The 23,257-nt window shown below is 69.0% G+C and carries 11 protein-coding genes; 8 read left to right on the top strand and 3 right to left on the bottom strand.

Annotation, left to right across the window (positions count from 1 at the left end; genetic code table 11):
- Positions 1 to 18: 18 nt before the first annotated feature.
- Together QT386_RS05510 and xerD are read right to left on the bottom strand one after the other, a co-directional pair.
- The gene (locus QT386_RS05510) at positions 19 to 765 is read right to left on the bottom strand and encodes a DsbC family protein (RefSeq protein WP_289272741.1); all 747 of its coding nucleotides are present in this window, start codon (positions 763 to 765) and stop codon (positions 19 to 21) included.
- A gap of 55 nt (positions 766 to 820) precedes the next feature.
- Complete coding sequence (gene xerD / locus QT386_RS05505; RefSeq protein ID WP_289272740.1) at positions 821 to 1,768, bottom strand: site-specific tyrosine recombinase XerD; 948 nt, start codon at positions 1,766 to 1,768, stop codon at positions 821 to 823.
- On the opposite strand from xerD, the gene QT386_RS05500 reads away from it, so the two are divergent.
- From QT386_RS05500 to QT386_RS05485, 4 genes are all read left to right on the top strand, one after another.
- Complete coding sequence (locus tag QT386_RS05500) at positions 1,767 to 2,537, top strand: lysophospholipid acyltransferase family protein (RefSeq protein ID WP_289272739.1); 771 nt, start codon at positions 1,767 to 1,769, stop codon at positions 2,535 to 2,537. The two genes, xerD and QT386_RS05500, sit on opposite strands and share 2 nt — an antisense overlap.
- 70 nt (positions 2,538 to 2,607) lie before the next feature.
- On the top strand, positions 2,608 to 3,924 hold the full coding sequence (locus QT386_RS05495; protein ID WP_289272738.1) for a D-arabinono-1,4-lactone oxidase: 1,317 nt from the start codon (positions 2,608 to 2,610) through the stop codon (positions 3,922 to 3,924).
- A 1-nt stretch (position 3,925) separates the two neighbouring features.
- Positions 3,926 to 5,020, top strand: a complete 1,095-nt coding sequence (zapE, locus tag QT386_RS05490) for a cell division protein ZapE (protein ID WP_301334174.1) — start codon at positions 3,926 to 3,928, stop codon at positions 5,018 to 5,020.
- 215 nt (positions 5,021 to 5,235) lie between these two features.
- Entirely contained in the window at positions 5,236 to 6,072 is an 837-nt protein-coding gene (locus tag QT386_RS05485) for an SDR family NAD(P)-dependent oxidoreductase (protein ID WP_289272736.1), read from the top strand.
- A gap of 14 nt (positions 6,073 to 6,086) precedes the next feature.
- Here the strand turns inward: QT386_RS05485 and QT386_RS05480 are convergent, their stop codons facing one another.
- Positions 6,087 to 6,704, bottom strand: coding sequence for a DUF4124 domain-containing protein (locus tag QT386_RS05480; protein ID WP_289272735.1), 618 nt, complete (start codon positions 6,702 to 6,704; stop codon positions 6,087 to 6,089).
- Between the two features lie 192 nt (positions 6,705 to 6,896).
- Between QT386_RS05480 and QT386_RS05475 the strand changes: the two genes are divergently transcribed.
- The 4 genes from QT386_RS05475 (at position 6,897) to QT386_RS05460 (ending at position 23,230) form a co-directional block, all read left to right on the top strand.
- The gene (locus QT386_RS05475; RefSeq protein WP_289272734.1) at positions 6,897 to 7,547 is read left to right on the top strand and encodes a TetR/AcrR family transcriptional regulator; all 651 of its coding nucleotides are present in this window, start codon (positions 6,897 to 6,899) and stop codon (positions 7,545 to 7,547) included.
- Positions 7,548 to 8,220: 673 nt separating this feature from the next.
- Entirely contained in the window at positions 8,221 to 9,036 is an 816-nt protein-coding gene (locus tag QT386_RS05470; RefSeq protein ID WP_289272733.1) for a sulfatase-like hydrolase/transferase, read from the top strand.
- Between the two features lie 21 nt (positions 9,037 to 9,057).
- On the top strand, positions 9,058 to 18,375 hold the full coding sequence (locus tag QT386_RS05465) for a type I polyketide synthase (protein ID WP_289272732.1): 9,318 nt from the start codon (positions 9,058 to 9,060) through the stop codon (positions 18,373 to 18,375).
- A 7-nt stretch (positions 18,376 to 18,382) separates the two neighbouring features.
- A complete protein-coding gene (locus QT386_RS05460) occupies positions 18,383 to 23,230 on the top strand; it encodes a type I polyketide synthase (protein ID WP_289272731.1) in 4,848 nt (1,615 codons plus the stop codon).
- Positions 23,231 to 23,257: the final 27 nt, after the last annotated feature.

Genomic DNA, 23,257 nt, shown 5'->3' with positions numbered 1-23,257 from the left:
CCATCGACTCGCGTCGGCTTACCTGGGCAGGCTGTCCTGGCGCGGCGGGTTGTCCAGGCGCATCGCCAACTGCTGCGCCGGCACGTAGCCGTTGACCACCTCGCCGTCGGGCAGGATCATCATCGGCGTGCCGCGCAGGCCCAGCTCCTGGCCCAGCTGCCAGTCACGCGTCACCGGGTTGGCGCAGTCATGACGGTCGCCGGTCATCGGCGAACCGGCCTTGGCATTGGTCAACGCTGCCTTGCGGTCGGCCGAGCACCAGACCGCCTCCGCCTTGCGGTAGGAATCCGAGCCCAGGCCGGCGCGCGGGTAGAACACATAGCGGATCGCGATGCCGGCGTCGTTGTACTCCCCGATCTCGGAGTGCAGCTTGCGGCAGTAGCCGCAGTCGATGTCGGTGAACACGGTGACGACATGCCGCGGCTTGGCCGGCGCGAACTCGATGGTGCTGTCCGGACCCAACGAGGCCAGGCGGGTCAGGCGGAACTCGCGGCGGCGGTTCTCGGTGATCTCCTCGCCGGTCTCGATGTTCATCAGGTCGCCCTGCACCAGGAACTTGCCGTCGGCGGTGACGTAGGCGTAGACCGGGCCGGCCTGGACCTCGTAGAGGCCCGGGGCGCTGGTCTGGCGAATGTCTTCTTTCTTGATCTCGGGGATGTACTGCGCCAGGGCCTTCTGGACGCGCTCGATCTGGGTGTCCTGGGCGCAGGCGGTGCAGGCGCCGAGAACCAGGGCGCTGGCGAGGAGAGTGAGCAGATGTTTCATGGAGGGTCCGGACAGCGGGGGTATGGGCATTATGACAAAGACCGCCCGGCGGCGTTCAACCTCGCGGGTGATGCGTCCGATGCAGGTCACGCAGGCGCGCCTTGGCCACGTGGGTGTAGATCTGGGTGGTGGACAGGTCCGCATGGCCCAGCAGGGACTGCAGGATGCGCAGGTCCGCCCCATGTTCCAGCAAATGGGTGGCAAAAGCGTGGCGCAGGCCGTGGGGCGACAGGCTGGCTCGGATTCCGGCCTGCTCGGCGTAGCGCTTGATCAGCATCCAGAAATTCTGCCGGCTCATCGGCCCGCCGCGGCGGGTGACGAATAGCCAGTCACTGGCCTGCCCCTCCTGGAGTGTCTTGCGGGCACTGTCGACGTAGCGCCCCACCCAGTCGATCGCCGGATCGCCCATCGGCACCAGCCGCTCCTTGCCACCCTTGCCCAGCACCTGCACCACTCCCTGTCGCAGATCCACCCGCGGCAGCGGCAGCCCTACCAGCTCCGACACGCGCAGGCCGCTGGCATACAGCAGCTCCAGCATGGCGCGGTCGCGCAGGCCCAGGTCGGTTTCCACATCCGGCGCCTCCAGCAGCTTCTCCACGTCCGATTCGCCCAGGGTCTTGGGCAGGCGCAGGCCCAGCTTGGGCGATTCCAGCCGCGCGGTCGGGTCGTCCGGACGCTGCCGGTCGGCATGCAGATGGCGGTAGAACTGGCGCAGGGCCGACAGCAGCCGCGCCTGCGAGCGCGCCTTGAGCCGCCGCTCCGCCATGTATTCCTTGATGTCGGCCTCCCCGGCGGCGGTCAGCGCGCCGCCGCGCGGCAACAGCCAGCGCGCAAACAGGGCCAGGTCCGAGCGGTAGCTGGACTGGGTGTTCCTGGACAGCCCCCGCTCCAGCCACAGCCGGTCCAGGAAGCGGGCGATGGCAGCCTCGTCCTCGAAGCCGGCGGCCTCGGCGAGACCCTGTTCGAAGTCGGCGTCGTTCACCCTTCTATAATAGCCGCCCATGCTCCGACGACTCCTCGACCTGGTCTACCCGCCGCTGGCCTTCCTGGTCTTCATGCTGGTACTGCCGCTGGTCTGCCTGACCGTGATCGCCACCCCCGGCGCCGCCCTGCGGCGCGAGGTCGGCCGCTTTGGCGTGCGCCTGCTGCTGGGCTGCATTGGCGTACCGCTGTTCGTGCAGGGGCGCCGGCACCTGCCGGCCACCCCGGCGCTGGTGGTCTGCAACCACGCCAGCTATCTCGACGGCCTGGTGCTGACCGCCGCCCTGCCCCGCCGCTTCACTTTCATGGTGCAGGACGGCGCCGCCAGCTGGCCGCTCGCCGGCTGGACGCTGAAGCGCATGGGCGTGGAGTTCGTCAATCGCGGCAATGCCCGCAGCGCCGCGGCCCTGACTCGCACCCTGATCCGGCGCATGGCCGAGGGCGAAAGCTTCGTGATCTTCCCGGAGGGCACCTTCAAGGCGCCCCCTGGCCTGCTGCCCTTCAAGAACGGCGCCTTCATGATCGCCGCCCGTGCCGGCGTACCGGTGGTCCCGGCCGGCATCCGCGGCACCCGCCGGCTCTATGGCGGTGGCAACCGGCTGCCCCGCTGGAATCCCGTGATGGTCGAGCTGGAAGCGCCGATCCAGCCGGACGGCTCGGCCCAGGCCGCCCAGCAGCTGCGCGACAAGGCCCGCGCCGTGGTCCTGCGGCTGTGCCGCGAACCCGACAGCGCCCCCGCCCATGCCCCGGCAGAGCCCCCGGGCGACGCCGCCTCCGAGGCGGCGATCTGAGCAGCGATCCGCTATCCTTGCGCCCCGCCCGCGCCCTGCGCGACCCGGCCCTCGCCTCCCCCCAGAACCGATGGCGCTGAAACGAACCTACCGCTGGCAGAACTGGTCCGGCTCCGTAAGCTGCGAGCCGCACCACCGCAGCCGCCCGCTTGGCATCGAGGAAATCCAGTCCGAGGTCCTGCGCTGTGCCGAAGAGGGCGAGCGCCTGCGCGTCATCGGCAGCGGCCACTCCTTCTCGCCGCTGTGCTACAGCGATGAGAACCAGATGTCGCTGGACGATTTCACCGGCATCGAGGCCGCCGACCTGGAGCGCCGCCGCGTCTGGGTACGTGCCGGCACCACCCTGAAGGAACTGGGCAGCCTGCTGTTCGAGCGCGGCCTGGCGCTGGAATGCCTCGGCGACATCGACGCGCAGACCGTGGCCGGCGCCATCAGCACCGGCACCCACGGCTCGGGACTCTCGTTCGGCAGCCTGTCCTCGCAGGTCACCGGCCTCAAGCTGGTGGTGGCCGACGGCACGGTCAAGACCCTCACGCGCGACGCCAGCGGCGAACTGCTGGATGCCGCGGCGCTGTCGCTGGGAGCGCTGGGTGTGATCACGCACGTGGAACTGCAGTGCGTAGACGCCTACCGCCTGCACTGCCAAACCTTCCAGGCCCCGCTGGAAGAAACGCTGGTGCGTCTGGACGAGTACCTGCACGGCTACCGCAATTTCGAGTTCTTCTGGTTCCCCTACAGCGAGACCGCCCAGATCAAGTGCATGGACAGCACGCGCCGTCCGGCCACCCTGTGGCAGCCGGCCAAGCTGGCCAGCGACCTGGCGGTGGAGAACGGCCTGATGTGGGCGCTGTCGGAAGCCGCGCGCCGCGTGCCCTCGCTCAGCGAGCGCATCAGCCGCTTCGCCTCGCAGCGCATGCCGACCTCGCAGAGCGTCCGCGACGCGCACCAGGGTCTCGCCACGCGCCGCCTGCTGCGCTACCACCAGGCCGAGTACAGCATCCCGCTGGATCGCCTGCCGATGGCGCTGCGCCAAATCGACCGGCTGATCAGCGCGTTGCGCTTCCGCGTGCATTTCCCGCTGCACATCAGCTTCGTCAAGGCCGACTCGCTGTGGCTGTCGCCCAGCTACCAGCGCGAGTCGGCCTACATTGCCGTGCACATGTACCGCGGCATGCCCTACGAGGATTACTTCGCCGCGGTCACCGACATCTTCGACCGCAACGACGGCCGCCCGCACTGGGGCAAGCAGCACGACAAGACCGCGCATGAACTGCGCACCCTGTACCCGCGCTTCGACGACTTCCGGCAGCTGCGCCAGGAGATGGATCCGCGCGGCCTGTTCCTGAACCCGCATCTGGCGGACCTGTTCGACATCCAGCGCCGGTAGCTTGCCCGTGACGAAGCCCCTCAACCCCCGCCAGCGCTACGACCGCGACCTGCAGCGCGCAGACTTCAGCCGCGACGCCTCCCAGGCGCAGGCCGTAGACGCCCTGCAGTCCGTCTACGAGACCCTGGTCGCCAATCCGCCCAAGCGCCGCTTCGGCCTGTCGAGGAAGCGCTGGACCGCCGTCCCGGGCCTGTACTTCTGGGGCGGCGTCGGCCGCGGCAAGACCTACCTGATGGATGCGTTCTTCGACTCGCTGCCGTTCAGCGGCAAGCGTCGCACGCACTTCCACCGCTTCATGCTCGAGGTGCATGAGCGGCGCCGCAAGTATCCCAACGAGCAGGACCCCCTGAAGCTGGTGGCCGCCGAACTGGCCGAGGAAACGCGGGTGCTGTGCTTCGACGAGTTCTACGTGTCCGACATCGCCGACGCGATGATCCTGGGCCGCCTGTTCGAATCATTGTTCGAGGCCGGCGTGACGCTGGTGGCCACCAGCAACATCCCGCCCGAGCGGCTCTACGAGAACGGCCTGCAGCGCGCCAACTTCCTGCCCTTCATCGACATCCTCAAGCGCCATGTCGGCGTACTGAACGTGGACGGCGGCATCGACTACCGCCTGCGCACGCTGACCCACGCCGAGATCTACCACCACCCCTGCGACGTCGCCGCCGAGGCCAACCTCAAGTGCTGGTTCGACGAACTGGCGCCGGACAAGTGCCGCAAGGACGTGGACATGCAGGTGCATGGCCGCACCATCCACGCCCGGCGCCTGGCCGACGGCGTCGCCTGGTTCGACTTCGCCGCACTCTGCGAAGGGCCGCGGGGCGCCGCCGACTACATCGAGCTGGCCCGCACCCACCACGCCGTGCTGCTGTCGCGTGTCCCGAAGCTGACCGTGTTTCACGAGGACGCCGCCCGACGCTTCATCAACCTGGTGGACGAGTTCTACGACCGCGCGGTCAAGCTGATCATCGCCGCCGAGGTGCCCCAGGCGGAGCTGTATGCCGGCGAGAAGCTGAAGTTCGAGTTCCAGCGCACCCAGAGCCGGCTCACGGAGATGCAGTCCGAAGAATACCTGGCCCGGCCGCACCTGCCGTAGAGTGGGCCACCAGCGGCTGGCCGGGATGAATCTACCAACCCGGCCGTCACGCTTCGGCCTTAGAATCCCCGCCCGCCGCCCGGCCGCCCCTGAGGGCTGGCGTCGGCACGGCCTTGACCAGTGCCGTGCGGACAGCGACCCCTGACGTCAGGGACATGCCGTACAAGTCAGGTCTGCACTATGTTTTCAGCGTTTCCACAGGGATTTCAGCCGTCATGAGCGCCGCCACCTCTCCCATTCAAAGCTTCATCGGCAAGACCGTCGTCATCACCGGCGCCTCCAGCGGCATCGGCGCGGAGGCCGCCCGTCAACTGGCCCGCCGTGACGCCGTGGTCTGCCTGATCGCCCGCCGCGAGGAGGAACTGCGCGCGGTGCAGGCCGAAATCCAGGCCGAGGGCGGCGAGGCGCACATCTACCCCACCGACCTGGCGGACCCGAAGTCGGTGGACGCCTGCTGCGAGAAGCTGATGGCCGAGCACGAGCGCATCGACGTGCTGGTCAACAACGCCGGGCGCTCGATCCGCCGCCCGCTGATCGAGTCGGTCGGGCGCATGCACGACTTCGAGCGGACCATGCAGATCAACTACTTCGCCGCCGTGCGCATGACGTTGAACCTGCTGCCGCGCTTCCGCCAGCAGGGCCATGGCCACGTCGTCAACGTGTCCAGCGTGGCGGCCCTGATGAGCACGCCGCGCTTTGCCGCCTACCTGGCCAGCAAGGCCGCCCTGGACGCCTTCACCCGCTCCATGCGCATCGAGCTGGCCGAGCATGGCATCGACGCCACCACGATCAACTACCCCCTGGTCAAGACGGCCATGACCGAGCCGACCAAGGTCTACAAGTACCTGCCGCAGATGGAAGTGGCGGACGCCGCCGGCTGGATCCTGGACGCCATCGCGCGCCGCCCGGCACGCCGCACCACCCCGCTGGCCACCGGCTTCCTGCTGGCCACCTCGGCGGTGCCGGGCCCGGCGCTCAAGCTGTTCGCCGAGTTCTACAAGCGCCGCCTGGAAAAAGCCCAGGAGAAGCTACGCTCGGACCAGGGCGGCTGAGCCGTCCGGGTGCGTCAGTACATGTAGTCTTCCGCTTCCTGCATGGCCCGGGAGCTTCCTTCCGCAATCCGGGGGCGCAGCCGCAGCAGGCGTTCCTCCTGGTAGGACGCGCGTCTCCGCTCCTGCGGCGTGGCCGCCATGCTGTCGCGCCGCATCCGCAGGTCTCGCAGCCGGTTATCGACCCGGGCCAGGGCGCTGCCGGGCGCCGTACGGGCATCTTCGCCGTCGAAAGCCCTGCGCTGCTCCGAGCGCAGCTGCTCGCGCTGGCGATCCCGCGCATCCAGGTATTCCTCCATGTTCTGCTGCCCGGTCTTGGCAGGCGGCCGCGCCGGCGGCGTGGCCGAGCCCGGCCCCTCGGCCGCCAGGCGCTCCTGCTCCAGGATCTTCTGCTGGGTCTGCAACTGCAGGAGTTGTAGCTGCAATTCCTGCTGGGTTTGGGCGCGGGGCGCCTCCTCGGCGGCCGGGGCCGGCGGCGGAGCCGCCTTGTGGACTCGCACCGATGCCCCGCTGCTGCAGGGACGGTCCTGGAACACCGTGCCGTCCGGGGTGTTGCAGCGATAGGCCGATTGGGCCTGGACGGCCGTGCAGACCAAGCCCATCAGGACAACGGATGATATGGCGAAAAGACGCATGGAATGCTTCCGCGGGACAACTCGCGAAGTCTAGCGCCGCACCGGGAATCGTGCAGTTCGCACCATTTCCCGGCCGCGTGGCTGCTGGAATTGAACGCTAGGCTGGGAAAATCTGACTAACGAGTCATTTTTAGGGGGTCGCTTGATATACTGACTCAGTCGTCATGATCTGACCTTGAAGGGGGTTTTCTGATGCTGCAGCCGATCGAAACCAAGAAGCGTCGCAAGCATGCTCCGGAGGAGACACGTGCACAGTTGATGCGGGCTTCCGCCAAGTGCTTCGCCGCAGTGGGCTACGGCCGCACCCAGGTCAGCGACGTGACCCGTGAGGCGGGCGTCGCGGTCGGCACCTTCTATGTCCACTTCACCGACAAGGAAGAGGCCCTGCTGACGGTTCTCAAGGGCCACTTCGAGCCGGTTCGCGAAGGCCTGCAGGCCCTCAAGGTTCGCCTCAAGGCTGAGCGCAGCCGCGAGCTCGCCAGCTCCCTGCGCAGCGTCGTCGGCTTCATCCTGCAGCAGTCCCTGCAGGACCGCGACGGTTTCCTGACCTGGTATCGCCACGGCCACGATGTCAGCGAGAACGCCGACCGCCTGGTCATGGCCTACTACAGCTACTTGGAGCAGGCCATCGCCGAGGAACTCGCCACGGCTACCGGCCTGGATGACCAGACCCGCAACTCCCTGGCCCAGGGCCTCGTCGGCCTGCTGCTGTCCCTCATCAACCGCCAGTTGCTGACCGGCGAGCCCAATGCCGAGGAAGCCACGCGGGTCAGCCTGTTGATGGCACTCGGTGGCGTCACCGCCGCCCGCGGCCAACCGGCGGCACGCGCCATCGCGGCCTGACCCTCCTGTCGCATGAACCCAGCGCGTAGCGGCCCGTCCGCTGCGCGCTTTTTTGTTTGTCCGCCGGGTCAAGAGGGGTAATGGCCAGACCTCCGCCATGCTGGCGCGAGCCTTGCTGGAAGCTATGGAAAGCCCTGGCTCCAAAAGGGCCAGATTGGTGCGATGCATCAATGAAACTGAGACAAAAGCCTGCAATACTGCGGGCTATAACTATATAGCTGCATATGTTGGCGGAGGATGAGGACCATGCCGTTATCGGCGACGATAGCCGACGATCATGCCATCGTTGGGACAGATCGCGACATCTTGTCGCCTGATCGATCAATCTTTACTCATGCACCGAGATTCCTCCGCAAGATGCCGGCTTTGGCCCGGATCAGCCCCGTATCGCACTCGAATTCACCGCTATGCCGTCAATATGCACGGCAGGACTTGTTAGGCAGTGACAATTTTGGTCAGTCACCCCTGATTCGAGTGTCGGGTTTTACTTACAGCGCCGTCGGCAAAACGGCATATCGGTATGCCTTATCGACATTACCGCTCGACACTTGTCATGTTCCTCTTACAGCAGCCTTGAGCCAGCAAGCCTAGAGTCATCTTTCGTAAATGCAGAGTGGCCATAGCCGCCAGTCCCTTTTCCCGGTCCCACCTTTCCGCGCCTTCCCTACCCCCAATGAGCAACAACCTCGTCTTCATTGTCATGGATAGCTGCCGTTTCGACAGCTACAAGCAGGCTCGCACCAAGAACATGGATTACTTCGGAGAAGGCCAGAAGCGCTACTCCTACGCGTCCTGGACCTCGCCCTCCCATTACACCTACCTGATGGGCATGACCCCGCACGACAACCCGCAGGGGGTGTTCGCCTCGGAGGTCTACAAGAAGGAGTTCTCCAAGTGGGTGGACCGGCTGGGCGTGGACGGCCTGTCGTTCAAGTCCTTCGTGCCGCAGCTGTCGCTGCCCAATGTGCTGAAGCAGCACGGCTACCGCACCAACGCCAAGGTGTCGATGCCGGTGCTGAACCCGACCTCGCACATGAACAAGCACTTCGACGAATACAAGCTGATGACGAATCACAATGATTTCGCCGGCATGGTGCGCGAGATCGATTTCTACGATGACGAGCCGCAGTTCTACTTCCTGAACCTGGGCGAGACCCATTATCCGTACATGCTGGACGGCAAGGACCTGCCGCACATCTCCGGCGTGCACGGGGTGTTCAAGCACATGGATGACAACCTGGGCGAGGGCTCCGAAGACAAGTTCTTCGACGACGAGCAAATGAAGTCGCTGCACAAGCAGCAGATCAAGACGGTGGAGTACGTGGACACGGTGCTGGAGGGCCTGATTGAAAAGGCCCCGGTCGGGACCCACTTCATCATCACCGCGGACCACGGCGAATGCTTCGGCGAAGGCGGGTTCTTCGGCCACGGTCCCATCGTCCACGAAAAGGTCATGGAAATTCCTTTTCTGGAAGGCAAGAAGCGTTAATTCGCGAGGCAGGGTATTCCCATGACCAGCTCCTTTGAAATCCTGGGCCTGAGCCCGGCCGGCCTGCCGACCCCGGCACTGGCCACCGCGATGGCCCGCGCCGGCGGCGCCGGCCTGCTCAACCTCGAATTCTGCGCCGACACCGCGGCCGCGACCGCGCAGTTCCAGCGCCTGCTGCAGGAAGGCGGCCGCGGCCGTGTCGGCCTGCGGCTCACCGCAGCACAGGCGGAGCTGGGCAAAAGCCTGCTGGCACGTGCCGGCGACCGCGCGCTGACGCTGGTCCTGGGCGGCCCCGCCGCCGGCCTCGTGCACCTGGCCAAGGCCATCGGCGCACGCAAGCAGGACCGTGTGCTGGCGGAGATTTCCGACGCCTCGGCATTGCCGGAGCTGGGCAACCGCTTCCAGGGCCTGGTGGTCCGTGGACATGAATCGGGCGGCTGGGTCGGCGAGTACACCAGCTACATCCTGCTGCAGAAGCTGGGCGAGCGCAGCAAGCTGCCGCTGTTCGTGCAGGGCGGCATCGGCGTGCACTCCGCCGCCGCCTGCCGCGCGGCCGGTGCCGCTGGCGTCGTACTGGACGACCAGTTACTTCTGCTGGCCGAATCGCCGCTGCCGCCGCAGCAGCAGGCCGAGTTCGCCCGCCTCAACGGCGCCGAGACCAAGCTGTTCGGCGAACTGGTGGACCAGTCCTGCCGCGTCTATGCCCGCCCGGGTTCGGCCGCACTCAAGCAGGCCGAGGAGGACAATCGCCAGGTCGAAGGCGCCCTGCTGACGCTCGAACAGTGGCGTGAGCGCATCACCGGCCAGATCGGCTGGGCCGGCGACGGCAGCCAGCTGATCCCGCTGGGCCAGGGTATCGGCCTGGCCGCGACCTTTCGCGACCGTTTCCGCACGGTCGCCAAGCTGGTGCAGGCCATCCGCCGTTCCAGCCTCAAGCACATCGAGCAGGCCGCGCAGCTGCGCTTCCTGGATGCCGGCGGCCCGCTGGCCGAGTCGCACGGCACGCGCTACCCGCTGGCGCAGGGCCCGATGACCCGCGTCTCCGACAGTCCCGAGTTCGCCGTGGACGTCGCCAAGGGCGGCGCCCTGCCCTTCCTGGCGCTGGCACTGATGCGCGGCCCGCAGGTCAAGGAGATGCTGGAAAAGACCCGCGACCTCGCCGGCAACCTGCCCTGGGGCGTAGGCATGCTGGGCTTCATCCCGCATGCGCTGCGCGAGGAGCAGTGCGCCGAGATCTGGAACTGCAAGCCGCCCTACGCTCTGATCGCGGGTGGCCGTCCGGACCAGGCCGCGGAGTTCGAGAAGCGCGGCATCAAGACCTATATCCACGCGCCGGCCCCGGCGCTGCTGAAGATGTACCTCGAGCAAGGCGCGCGTCGCTTCGTGTTCGAGGGCCGCGAGTGCGGCGGCCACATCGGCCCCCTCTCCAGCTTCGTGCTGTGGGAAGAGATGATCGACGTGCTGCTGGAGCACGTGAAGCCGGGCGAGGAGAAGGACGTGCACGTCCTGTTCGCCGGCGGCATCCACGATGCCCGCTCCGGCGCCATGGTGGCGGCGATGACCTCGCCGCTCGCGGCGCGTGGCATGAAGGTGGGCGCCCTGATGGGCACGGCCTACCTGTTCAGCCAGGAGATCGTGCGCTCGGGCGCCATCGTCGAGGGCTTCCAGGAACAGGCCGTGGCCTGCGAACGCACGCGCAACCTGGAGACCGGCCCCGGCCACTCCACGCGCTGCGCGGCGACGCAGTTCGCCGACGACTTCTTCAACCAGCGCCGCGAACTGATCCGCGAGGGCAAGAGTGCGGAGGAAATCCGCGACATCCTCGAGGACCTCAACCTAGGCCGCCTGCGTGTCGCCTCCAAGGGCGTCAACCGCGACGAGTCGGGCAAGGTCGTCAGCGTGGCGCCGGACAAGCAGCTGGCCGACGGCATGTACATGATCGGCCAGGTGGCGACGCTGCGCGATGCCGCCGTCTCCATCGCCGACCTGCACCAGGACGTCTGCCAGGGTTCGCACGTGCTGCTGGAGAAGGCCGCTCCCGTGCCTTCCGTCGCCAAGCCGGTGGAGAAGCCCTCCGACATCGCCATCGTCGGCATCGGCGTGGTGCTGCCCAAGGCCAACGACGCCAACGAATACTGGAACAACGTATTGCACAAGGTCAGCGTGATCCGCGAGGCACCGGAATCGCGTTGGGACTGGAAGCTGTTCTTCGACGAGAACCGCAAGACCCGCGACAAGATCTACTCGCGCTGGGGCGGCTTCCTCGAGGAGATCCACTTCGATCCGACGCGCTTCGGCATCCCGCCGCGCTCGATGAAATCGATCGACCCGATGCAGCTGCTGACGCTGGAGGCCGCCAGCCGCGCGCTGGACGACGCCGGCTATTCCAAGGGCGGCTTCGACCGCGAAAGCACATCGGTGATCCTCGGCAGCAGCGGCGGCGCGGGCGAATTGGGCCTGCAGTACGGCGTGCGCGCCGAACTGCCGCGCTTCGTCGAGAACCTCACTGACGACGTCTGGGAGCGCCTGCCGGAGTGGACGGAAGAGTCCTTCGCCGGTGTGCTGCCCAACGTGGCCGCGGGCCGCGTCGCCAACCGCATGGACTTCGGCGGCGTGAACCTCACCGTGGATGCCGCCTGCGCCTCATCGCTGGCCGCGATCAGCATGGCCGTGAACGAACTGGAGTCCGGCCGCAGTTCGCTGGTGCTGGCCGGCGGCTTCGACACCACGCAGTCCGCCTACGGCTTCACCACCTTCGCCAAGACCCAGGCGCTGTCGCCCAGCGGCAAGCCCAAGACCTTCGACGAGAACGCCGACGGCATCGCCATCTCCGAGGGCGTGGTCATCACCGTGCTCAAGCGCCTGGCCGATGCCGAGCGCGACGGCGACCGCATCTATGCCGTCATCAAGTCCACCGCCGGCTCGTCTGACGGCAAGGCCCTGGGCCTGACCGCCCCGCGCAGCGAAGGCCAGGTGCGCGCGCTGCACCGCGCCTACGCCAAGGCCGGCTTCTCGCCGGCCACGCTGGGGCTGATCGAGGCGCATGGCACCGGCACCGCCGTGGGCGACCGCGCCGAGGCCGCCACCATCACCCGTGCCCTGGCCGCCGAGGAAGCCGCACCGCGCTCCGTGGCGCTGGGCTCGGTCAAGACCCTGCTGGGCCACACCAAGGCCGCCGCCGGTGTCGCGGGCATGGTCAAGGTCGCCCTGGCCCTGCACCACCGCGTGCTGCCGGCCCATGTCGGCGTCGAGAAGCCGATCGACACGCTGGCCGATCCGAATTCCGCCGCCTACCTGCTCAAGGACCCGCGTCCCTGGGTCGCCCATGCCGAGCATCCGCGCCGCGCCGCGGCCTCGGCCTTCGGCTTCGGTGGCACCAACTTCCACGCCGTGCTCGAGGAGTACAGCCCGCACGGCGGCATCGCCGGCGCGCAGCGCTGGCCGGTGGAGCTATGCCTGTTCCGAGCCGCCGACAAGGCCGCGCTGGTCAAGGAACTGGAAACGCTGCGGCCCCGGCTCGAAGCCGGCAGCCGCGTCGGCCTGTCGGAGTTGGCCTTCACGCTGGCCAAGCAGGCGGAGTCCCGCTCCGGCGGCACCGCGCTGGCCATCGTGGCCACCGATCTCTCCAATCTGGCGAAGGACATCGACGCCGCCCTGGCGCATCTGCGCGAAGGCAAGCCGCTGACGCCGTCGATCCGCTACAACGCCGCGCTGCCCGCCACCGCACCATCGCTGGCCTTCCTGTTCCCGGGCCAGGGTGCGCAGCACCTCAACATGGGCCGCGAGGTCGCGCTGTTCGTCGACGAACTGCGCGAAGCCATGGAGTTCGCCGATCGCGAACTGCAGGCGGCGCTGCCGCAGGCACTGTCCAGCCGCATCCTGCCGCCGGCCGCCTTCGACGACGCCACCGAGACCGCGCAGACCCGCGCCCTGACCGACACGCGCGTGGCGCAGCCGGCCATCGGCACGCTGTCCATGGGCTACCTGCGCCTGGCCAAGCGCCTGGGCCTGGAAGCCACCGCGGCCGCCGGCCACTCCTACGGCGAATACACCGCGCTGCTGGCCGCCGGCACCATCACCGAGGCCGAGTTCCTGCACTTGTCCGCCGTGCGCGGCCGGGCCATGGCCGAAGCCTCGAGCACCTCCGAGCCCGGCGGCATGGCCGCCGTGCAAGGCCGGCGCGAGATGGTCGCGGCGCAGATCACCGAATACGCCGGCGTCACCATCGCCAACCACAACGCGCCCGAGCAGTGCGTGATCTCCGGCCCCCGTGCCCAGGTCGAGGCGGCCGCGCAGAAGCTCGGCGCCGCCGGGCTGCGCGCCACGCTGCTGCCGGTCTCCGGTGCCTTCCACACGCCGCTGGTCGCCAGTGCCAAGGCTGCGCTGTCCGCCGCGATCCGTGCCACCAAGTTCGCCGCGCCGCAGCTCACCGTCTTCTCCAACCAGACCGCCAAGCCCTATCCGGCCAAGCCGACTGCGATGCAGGCTCTGCTCGACGAGCACATGCTCAGCAGCGTCGAGTTCGTCGCCGAGGTCGAGGCGATGCATGCCGCCGGCAGCCGCGTGTTCCTGGAGCTGGGCCCCAAGGGCATCTGCTCCAACATGGCCAAGCAGACGCTGGCCGGCAAGGACGCCCAAGCGATCGCGCTGGACGGCAACGGCGGCGGCCTGCGCGGCCTGCTGCTGGGCCTGGCCGAGCTGTTCGCCGCCGGCGTGGCCTGGCAGCCCTCGGCGCTGTTCGCCAACCGTGACCTCGCCTTGCTCGACAACACCCAGCTCGCGGACCTGTCCAAGCCGCGCGTGGTGCCCAAGCACATGTGGCTGCTCAGCGGCGGCTGCGCCCGCCCGATCGACGACCCGCTGATGCGCACCGGCAGCCAGCCGGCGCTGACGCAGGCCAGTTCGGCCGCCGCCCGCCAGGCACAGCTCGACAAGATCGCCGCATCCCTGCCGCGCCCGGCGCCTGTGGTGGTGCATCAGCCGGTCGCCGGCGCACCGATGGCGATGCCGTCGATGCCCGCCGCGCCGGCACTCGGCAACGAAGCGCTGGTGGCCTACCAGCAGACCATGCGCCAGTTCCTGAGCCTGCAGGAGCGCGTGGTGCAACAGTTCCTCGGTGGCGGCGCGCCCGGCGCGATGCCCTCGATGCCCGCCATGCCGGCCCCGATGCCGCTGACGTTGCCCCAGATGTCGGCGATGCCAGTCGCTGCCGCGCCGGTCGCCCCGGCACAGCCGACGGCCATGCCGGTGCCGCGCGCGCTGCCGGTGGCCGCGGCCCCGGTGGCCACGCCGGCCGCCGTGCCGTCCTTCGACGCCCGAGAAGCGCTGCTGGCGATCGTCGCCGAACGCACCGGCTACCCCACCGACATGCTCGGGATGGACGCCGACCTCGAAGCCGACCTCGGCATCGACTCGATCAAGCGCGTGGAGATCCTCGGCGCCCTGCAGAAGGCGCTGCCCGGCCAGACCGGCGCCCAGATGCAGGCGGTGATGGAACGCTTCACCAAGGCCAAGACCCTCAACGCCATCCTCGCCCAGGTGCAGCCGCTGCTGCCGACGCAGGGGGCACAGGTGTCGGTGCAGATGGTGTCCGCACCGGTCGCCGCGGTCGACTACACCGCCCTGCTGACCTCGATCGTCGCCGAGCGCACCGGCTACCCGACCGAGATGCTCGGGATGGATGCGGACCTCGAGGCCGACCTCGGCATCGACTCGATCAAGCGCGTGGAAATCCTCGGCGCCCTGCAGCAGTCCCTGCCCGCCGATACCGGCGCGCAGATGCAGGGCTCCATGGAGCGCTACACCAAGGCCAAGACGCTGTCGGCGATCCTCGCCGAACTGCAGCGCCTGGCGCCGTCCGCCGCCGTCGCGGCGCCGGCCGCCACGGTCACCGTCGCCGTCGCCGCACCGGCCGCCGCGGTCGACTACACCGCCTTGCTGACCTCGATCGTCGCCGAACGCACCGGCTACCCAACCGAGATGCTCGGGATGGACGCCGATCTCGAAGCCGATCTCGGCATCGACTCGATCAAGCGGGTGGAGATCCTCGGCGCCCTCCAGCAGTCGCTGCCCGCCGATGCCGGCGCGCAGATGCAGGGTTCGATGGAGCGCTACACCAAGGCCAAGACGCTGTCGGCGATCCTCGCCGAACTGCGCCGCCTGGTCCCAGCGGCGGTCCCGGCCGCCACGGTGACGGTCGCCGTCGCCGCGCCGGTCGCGGCCGCGCCGGCCATCGACACCACGGCGCTGCTGACCTCGATCGTCGCCGAGCGTACCGGCTATCCCACCGAGATGCTCGGCATGCAGGCCGACCTCGAAGCGGACCTGGGCATCGACTCGATCAAGCGCGTAGAAATCCTCGGTGCCTTCCAGAAGGCCCTGCCCGCCGAACTCGGCGCGCAGATGCAGTCCGCCATGGAGCGCTTCACCAAGGCCAAGACCCTGGCCGCCATCGTCGCCGAAATGCAGCGCCTGGCCCCTGCGGCCGCCCCGGCACCGGTGGCGGTGAACGTCAGCGTCGCCGCACCCGCCGCACGCATCGACTTCGCCGCGCTGCTCACCGGCATCGTCGCCGAGCGCACCGGCTACCCGCCGGAGATGCTGGGCATGGACGCCGATCTCGAAGCCGACCTCGGCATCGACTCGATCAAGCGCGTGGAGATCCTCGGCGCCTTCCAGAAGGCCCTGCCCGCCGAACTCGGCGCGCAGATGCAGGCCAGCATGGAGCGCTACACCAAGGCCAAGACGCTGAGCGCGATCCTGCAGGCCCTCGACAGCCTGCAGGCTCCGGCCGCAGCGCCTGCCGCCGTCACCGTGAGTGTCGCCGCCGCACCCGCTGCCAAGGCCGCTGCGCCTGCGGCGCCGGCTGCCCCGACGCCGCGCTACGTGATCAAGTCGCGGCCCGCGCCGCTGCCGGCCGCGAGCAGCAAGCTCGGCGGCCTGGCGATCGTGCTCGGCGATTCGATGCCGGTGGCCAAGCTGCTGTCCGCCGAGCTGAAGTCGCGCGGCATGACGCCGGTACACGTCAGCGACAACGATCCGGCCAAGCTGCGTGCGGCCATCGCCGCGGCCCGCGCCAAGCACGGCCCGGCCAAGGCCCTGCTGCAGATCAACGGGCTGGATCGCCGCAAGATCGGCAATCTCGCCGACTGGAAGGCGCGCTATTCGCTGGATGCCCTGAGCCTCTACCACGGCCTCAAGGCCCTGGAGAGCGACCTAGAGAGGGCTCGCATCGTCGGTGCCAGCCGCTTCGGCGGCACCTTCGGCCGCGATTCCGTGGGCAAGGGTGCGGCCTCCGGTGGCGCCGCCAACGGCGTCTTCAACTGCCTGCGTTATGAATACCCGCAGTCGCTGATGCGCGCGGTGGACTTCGACGGCCAGTCCGACGAGGACATCGCCCGCCTGCTGGTGGACGAGCTGGCTTCCGATTGCCGTGAACCCGAGGTGGGTTATGTCGGCACGGTGCGCCACGGCAGCGTCACTTCCAGCCAGCCGCTGACCGCCAGCCCCTTCCCCGCCTCGGTCGTCCCGAGCGGCGACTGGGTGGTTCTGGTCACCGGCGGCGCGCGTGGCATCACCGCCGAGATCGTCGAGGAACTGGTGCGTCCGGGCATGCGCCTGGTGCTGCTGGGCCGTACCGCGGCCCCGGCGCCGGAATCCGCCGAGACCAGCGGCCATGCCGACGCCGCGCAGCTCAAGGCCGCATTGCTGAAGGCCCGCATGGCCCGCGGCGAGAAGCCCAAGCCGGTGGAGATCGACCGCGAGGTCTCGCGCATCCTGGTGGACCGCGAGATCCGCGCCAACCTGGCCAAGCTCACCGCCGCTGGCGCCAAGGTCGAGTACCTGGCCTGCGACGTGCGCGACGAAGCCGCCTTCGGCGGCCTGATCGACAGCCTCTACGCCAAGCACGGCAACATTGACGCCGTGCTGCACGGTGCCGGCGTGATCGAGGACAAGCTGTTCGTCGACAAGACGGCGGAATCCTTCGAGCGCGTGCTCGGCACCAAGCTCGACGCCGCCTTCCTGTTGTCGCAGCGCCTGAAGCCGCAGAACCTCAAGCTGCTGGCCTTCTTCACCTCGGTAGCCGGCCGTTACGGCAACCGCGGCCAGAGCGACTATGCCGCCGCCAACGAGACGCTCAACCGCCTTGCCTGGCAGCTGCATCGCGAATGGCCGCAGACCCGCGTGATCGCCGTCAACTGGGGTCCCTGGGACGCCGGCATGGCCAGCGAGGGCGTGCGCCGCGCCTTCAAGGAGCGTGGCATCGAGGCCATCCCGGTGCCTTCGGGCCGCCGCTTCTTCCTGGACGAGATCGCCTACGGCCCGCGCAACGACGTGGAGATCGTGGCCGGCGCCGGTCCCTGGTACAAGCCCGAGCAGGAGCCTGCAGAAGCCCCAGCGGCTGCCCCGGCCGCGCAGCCCAGCGGCCTGCCGCTGATGCAGGTGGCGCCGCGCATGGGGCCTGGCGGCAACATGATGATGGACCACCAGTTCTGCGTAACGTCCGATCCCTACCTGCTCGATCACCGCCTGGACAGCAAGGGCGTGCTGCCCGCCACCGGCGCGCTGGAGTGGATGGCGGAATTCGTCACCGCGGCCTGGCCGGGCTGGCAGGTGGTGGAGATGCGCGACCACCGTGTGCTCAACAGCGTGATGCTCGACCCCGAGGTCAACGGCGGCAAGCGCAGCGTGCAGATCCGCGCCCGCGCCTCCTCGCACTCCGACCTCAACGGCCAGACCATCACCGTGGAGATCATCGACCCGGCCAAGAAGCTGCCGCTGTACCGCGCCACCGCGGTGCTGGCGCAGAAGATGCCGGAACCGCCGGTGATGAACGTCGAGGCGCTGGCGGGTGCCAAGCCCTTCGCCGCCACGGATGCCTACGCGCACTTCCTGTTCCACGGCCCGCGCTTCCAGCTTGCCTCGGACATCCCGGCGGTAGCCGAGGGTGGTCTCGACGCCCGCGTGCGTCCGACCCTGCCGACCGAATGGCTGCCGGAGGCGCAGGGCAGCTGGCTGTTCGACCCGGCGCTGTGCGACGTGGCACCGCAGATGGCCATCGTCTGGTCGCGCCTCAACCGCAACATGACCGCCCTGCCGTCGGCCTTCGCCTCGGTGCGCCGCTACGGCAGCGAGCCGCTGCCCAAGACGCTGCGCCTGGCGCTGCGCCTGCTGCCGGCTCCGCACGAATCGGCCATGGTCTACGACGCGCTGTACCTCGACGATGCCGGCCGCGTACGGCTGGAGATGCGTCACTGCGAGGCCACCATGAGCGCGGCCCTGAACCGCCTCGGCGGCCAGGCGGCGACCATCAAGAACCAGCCGTCGGACCGGGCGTGATTTCACGATGACCCAACCCCTCGACATCGCGATCGTCGGCCTGGCAGGCATCTACCCGGGCGCGTCCAACGCCCGGCAGTACTGGCAGAACATCCTCGACAAGGTCGACGCCACCAGCGAGGGCGACCCGGAATGGGTCGGCCCCTACTTCGAGCCCAACAGCACGCGCGAGGATCGCATCTACACCACGCGCGGCGGCTTCCTGGGCGAGCACGCACGCGTCAACCCGCAGGACTACGGCGTGATGCCGAACGTGGCCGCGGGCAGCGACCCGGACCACATGCTGGCGCTGAAGGTGGCTCACGAGGCGCTGGACGATGCCGGCTACCTGCACAAGCCCTTCGACCGTGAACGTGCCGGCGTGATCATCGCGCGCGGCACCTACGGCAACCGCGGCATGGCGGGCCTGATGTCGCGCAACTGCTTCCTGGACCAGGCCATGGACCTGGTGCGCGGCCTGCGTCCCGACTTCAACGAAGGCGACATCCTGAAGCTGCAGAACGCGCTGAAGGCGCAGTTGCCGCCGTTCAACGCCGAGCACATCGGCGTGCTGACGCCCAACGTCATCGCCGGCCTGATCGCCAACCGCCTCAACCTGATGGGGCCGAGCTACATCGTCGATGCCGCCTGCGCCTCGACGCTGATCGCAGTGGAACAGGCCGCCGCGGAGCTCAACAGCGGGCGCTGCGACCTGATCATCACCGGTGGCGCACAGGTGCACACGCCGCCACAGCTGTTCATCCAGTTCTGCCGCATCGGCGCGCTGTCGCGCGACCGCATCCGCCCCTTCCAGAAGGACTCGGACGGCACCCTGCTGGGCGAGGGCATCGGCATGCTGGTGCTCAAGCGCCGCGCCGACGCCGAGCGTGACGGCGACAAGATCTATGCGGTGATCCGCGGCATCGGCACCGCCAGCGACGGCCGCGCCAAGGGCCTGCTGGCACCGCGCCTGGAAGGCGAGATCCTGGCCATGCGCCGCGCCTACCAGAGCAGCGGCATCGACCCGATGACGATCGACCTGATCGAGGCGCACGGCACCGGCACCGCGGTTGGCGACAAGACCGAGATCGAGTCGCTGACCAGCATCTTCGGCTCGCGCGGCCGCGACCAGCAGATCGCCATCACCGCGGTCAAGTCGATGATCGGCCACTGCATGCCCGCCTCCGGTGGCGCCGCGCTGATCAAGACCGCACTGGCGCTGCACCACAAGGTGCTCCCGCCGATGCTGTGCACCGAGCCGGACCCGGACCTGGGCCTGGACAAGACGCCGTTCTACCTCAACACCGAAACCCGCCCCTGGCTGCACGGCAAGGCGCACCCGCGCCGCGCCGGTGTCAACGCCTTCGGCTTCGGCGGCATCAACTCGCACGTCATCCTCGAGGAGTACCGCGAGCACCGCCCCGTGCAGGTGCAGGTACTGCACACCCCCAGCGATTCCGAGCTGGTGGCGCTGGCCGCCGAGTCCCGCGAGGAGCTGCTGCAGCGTATCCATGCAGCGCTGGCGCACCTGAAGACCGCCACGCTCGCAGAGGTCGCCAAGGCCTGCAGCACCTATGGCCGCGGTCCGTTCCGCCTGGCCATCGTCTGTGCCGATGCCTCCGAGCTGGAACGCAAGCTGCACCAGGCCATCGAGAAGATCGAGCGGCCCGACGTCAAGCCGTTCAAGACCCGCGCCGGCATCAACTACGGCGCCGGTGACGTCGCCGGCAAGCTCTGCCTGGTGTTCCCGGGCGAGGGCTCGCAGTATCCGAACATGCTGGCCGACCTTTGCGTGCAGTTCCCGCAGGTACGAGACTGGTTCGACTTCATCGAGGAGAACGCCAACCGGCGCGGCAGTCCCTCGCGCGTGCCGGCCCTGCTGCCACCGCCGACGGTCATCAGCGACGAAGCCCGCAAGCTGCTGGAAGACCGCCTGTACGAAATGGACGTGGCCGCGGAAGGCGTGTTCGCCGCCAGCCTCGGACTGCATGCGCTGTTGCAGGATCTCGGCTTTGCGCCCGACGCCATGCTCGGCCACAGCACCGGCGAGAACACCGTGCTGACTGCCGCCGGCATGAATCGCGTGCGCCACCGCGCCGAGACGGCCGACGCCGTGCAGGTGTTCAACCGCATCTTCAACGAGCTGGATGCAGCCGGGAAGATTGCCGAGGGCTCGCTGCTGACCATCGGCGGACTGACGCCAACACTACGCAGCGCGCTGCTGTCGGACCTGGGCGAGATGCACCTGGCGATGGACAACTGCCCGAACCAGCTGGTGCTGTTCGGGCCGCCCGAGGCCGCGCACAAGCTGCACGAGCAACTCAGTGCCGAAGGCGCGATCTGCCAGGAGCTGCCCTTCGGCCGCGCCTACCACACTGCGCTGTTCAAGCCGCTGGCCGATGCCTTCCGCGGCTACTTCAAGACCCTGGAACTCGGCCCCGGCACGACCACGGTCTACAGTGCCTCGACCTGCGCGCCGTTCCCCACCGATGCCGACGGCATCCGCGAGCTGGCCGCGCGCCAGTGGGAACACCCGGTACGCTTCACCGAGACCATCCAGCGGCTTTACGAGGACGGCTACCGTGTATTCCTCGAAGTGGGCCCCAGCGGAAACCTGACCTCCTTCGTCGGCGATACCCTGCGCGGCAAGGACGACGTGCTGGCCGTGTCCAGCAACAGCCGTCGCAAGCCGGGCATGGCGCATCTGCACCAGACCCTGGCACAGCTGTTCGCCGCTGGCGTGAGCTTCGACCCCTCGCGCCTGTTCGCCCACCGCAGGATCGCCGACCTCGACCTGATGGGCGAGCCCAAGCCGGCTGCCAAGCTACCGCCACGCATGAAGCTGCTGAACCCGGTCTGGCAACTGCCGGAGGAGTGGAAGAAGCCGCTGCCGCAGGCCGCCGCGCCCGCGATGCCGGCCGGCACCCCGGCACCCGCCGCGGCGCCCGCTGCCGTGGCAGCGCCGATGCCGGCCGCCATGCCCGCAGCCGCCGTATCCAGCGATCCGCGCATGACGGCGCTCAACGCGCACTTCTCGCTGATGCAGGACTTCCTCGACAGCCAGGCCCGCGTACTGGGACTGGCCAGCAGTGCCACGCCCGCGATGCCGGCGCCGGTCACTGCCTCGGCGGTAGCGATGCCGGCTGGCTTCGATCCGGCCTTCCCGCTGCTGGGCCCGGTGCAGCTCTCGGCCGGCAAGCTGACATCGGAACGCCGCTACACCATCGAGCAGGACCTGTTCCTGCGTGACCACACGCTGGGCGACGCGCCCAGCGCCGCCGACCCGGCGCTGACCGGCCTGCCGGTGATCCCCTTCACCTACAGCATGGAGCTGATCGCCGAGGCCGCCATGCGCCTCAGCGGTCGCAGCGACCGCGTGGTGTCGGCCATCGAGAACGCCCGCGGCAGCCGCTGGCTGTCGCTCGACGACGGCGCCATCACGTTGCGGGTGCTGGCCGAGGCGGCACCGGGCAACCCCGACGCCATCGCCTGTCGCGTGTTCCTGCTCGGCGAGGGCAGCACGCCCGGAGGCCTGCTGGTGTTCGAAGGCACGGTGCTGCTGGCGCCCGCCTACCCCGCCGCGCCGGCACCGCAGCCGCTGCCGTCCGCAGGGCTCAAGCCGCCGCACATCCACCTGCCGGGCCAGCTCTACCAGCACGGCATGTTCCACGGCCCGCGCCTGCAGGGCGTGACGCGCCTGGACAGCTACGGCGAGCAGGGCATCGTCGCCGAGCTGACCACCATCCCGGTGCACGACTACTTCGCCGGCACCACCACGCCGCGCTTCCAGCTCGACGCCGCCATGCTCGACGCCGCGGGCCAGCTTGCCGGCTTCTGGCTGCGCGAGCGCAACCCGGGCGTGCCCAACTGCTTCCCCTTCCGCGTGCGGCGCCTGTCGCTCTACGCCCCGCCGCCAGCCCCAGGCCTGCGCTACGCCTGCCATGGCGCCATCACGCTGCCCAGCCCCACGGTGCTGGAAGCGCGCTGGGACGTGATCGGTGCCGACGGCCGCCTGCTGCTGCGCGCCGAGGGCTGGGACGACCGCGTGTTCAGCGGCGACGAGCGCTTCTTCGGCTTCCGCCTCGACCCGGGCCATGCGCGCCTGTCGGAAACGCCCATGGCCGGCCAGTTGCCGGCCGAGCTGTGCCTGCGCCGCATCGAGCCGCTGCCGGAAGGCACGCTCGACGAGGGCGGCACGATCTGGAAGCGCATGCTGGCCCACATGGTGCTAAGCCGCCGCGAGCGCGCGATCTTCAACGCCCTGCCACAGCAGGGCCCGCGCCGCGAGGAATGGCTGATGGGCCGCCTGGCCGCCAAGGACGCCGCGCGCGACTGGTACCGCCTGCGCAGCGGCACCGAGCTGTCGCCGGCCGACGTCGAGATCGACGCCGACGCCAACGGCCGGCCGCTGGTGCGCTGCCCCGCCCTGCCGCAGATGGCCGCACCGGCACTGTCCATCGCGCACAGTCAGCGCTGGGCCTATGCCGTGGCCAGCGACCCGAGCGTGGCACTGGGCCTGGACTACCAGCGCGCCGACAACCTGCGCACCGAGGACGTGGCCGTCGGCGGTTTCTCCGCCGCCGAGCAGGTCTGGTTCCAGGGCGTCGACGGGGCCGAGCGCAGCCGCATCGTGCTGGCCCTGTGGTGCGCCAAGGAGGCTGCCGCCAAGGCAGCCGGCACCGGACTGAACGGCCGTCCACAGGACTGGCAGGTGGTCGCCGCGCACCTGGACAACCGCCTGGGTGGTCCGCAGATGGCGCGCGTGCGCTACAACGGTCAGGATTACGATATCGCCCTGCATGCCGAAGCCGGTCAGGCCATGCTGGCGCTCTGCGTCACCGCAGCGCCACGGGCAGCAACATGGCCAGCAGCCTGAACATTCCTACAGAACTTCCTTCTCCGA

It is taken from the genome of Solimonas sp. SE-A11 (assembly GCF_030345715.1).
Lineage (GTDB): Bacteria > Pseudomonadota > Gammaproteobacteria > Nevskiales > Nevskiaceae > Solimonas_A.
The sequence above is the reverse complement of the archived record's forward strand: the minus strand, read 5'-3'. Positions and strand labels throughout refer to the sequence as shown.

What these genes read in the sequence shown, in the direction of transcription:
- QT386_RS05485 (WP_289272736.1), top strand. Translation starts at nt 5,236, where the DNA reads ATGAGCGCCGCCACCTCTCCCATTCAAAGCTTCATCGGCAAGACCGTC.
- QT386_RS05495 (WP_289272738.1), top strand. Translation starts at nt 2,608, where the DNA reads ATGGCGCTGAAACGAACCTACCGCTGGCAGAACTGGTCCGGCTCCGTA.
- QT386_RS05480 (WP_289272735.1), bottom strand. Translation starts at nt 6,704, where the DNA reads ATGCGTCTTTTCGCCATATCATCCGTTGTCCTGATGGGCTTGGTCTGC.
- QT386_RS05510 (WP_289272741.1), bottom strand. Translation starts at nt 765, where the DNA reads ATGAAACATCTGCTCACTCTCCTCGCCAGCGCCCTGGTTCTCGGCGCC.
- QT386_RS05465 (WP_289272732.1), top strand. Translation starts at nt 9,058, where the DNA reads ATGACCAGCTCCTTTGAAATCCTGGGCCTGAGCCCGGCCGGCCTGCCG.
- QT386_RS05470 (WP_289272733.1), top strand. Translation starts at nt 8,221, where the DNA reads ATGAGCAACAACCTCGTCTTCATTGTCATGGATAGCTGCCGTTTCGAC.
- QT386_RS05500 (WP_289272739.1), top strand. Translation starts at nt 1,767, where the DNA reads ATGCTCCGACGACTCCTCGACCTGGTCTACCCGCCGCTGGCCTTCCTG.
- QT386_RS05475 (WP_289272734.1), top strand. Translation starts at nt 6,897, where the DNA reads ATGCTGCAGCCGATCGAAACCAAGAAGCGTCGCAAGCATGCTCCGGAG.
- QT386_RS05460 (WP_289272731.1), top strand. Translation starts at nt 18,383, where the DNA reads ATGACCCAACCCCTCGACATCGCGATCGTCGGCCTGGCAGGCATCTAC.
- xerD (WP_289272740.1), bottom strand. Translation starts at nt 1,768, where the DNA reads ATGGGCGGCTATTATAGAAGGGTGAACGACGCCGACTTCGAACAGGGT.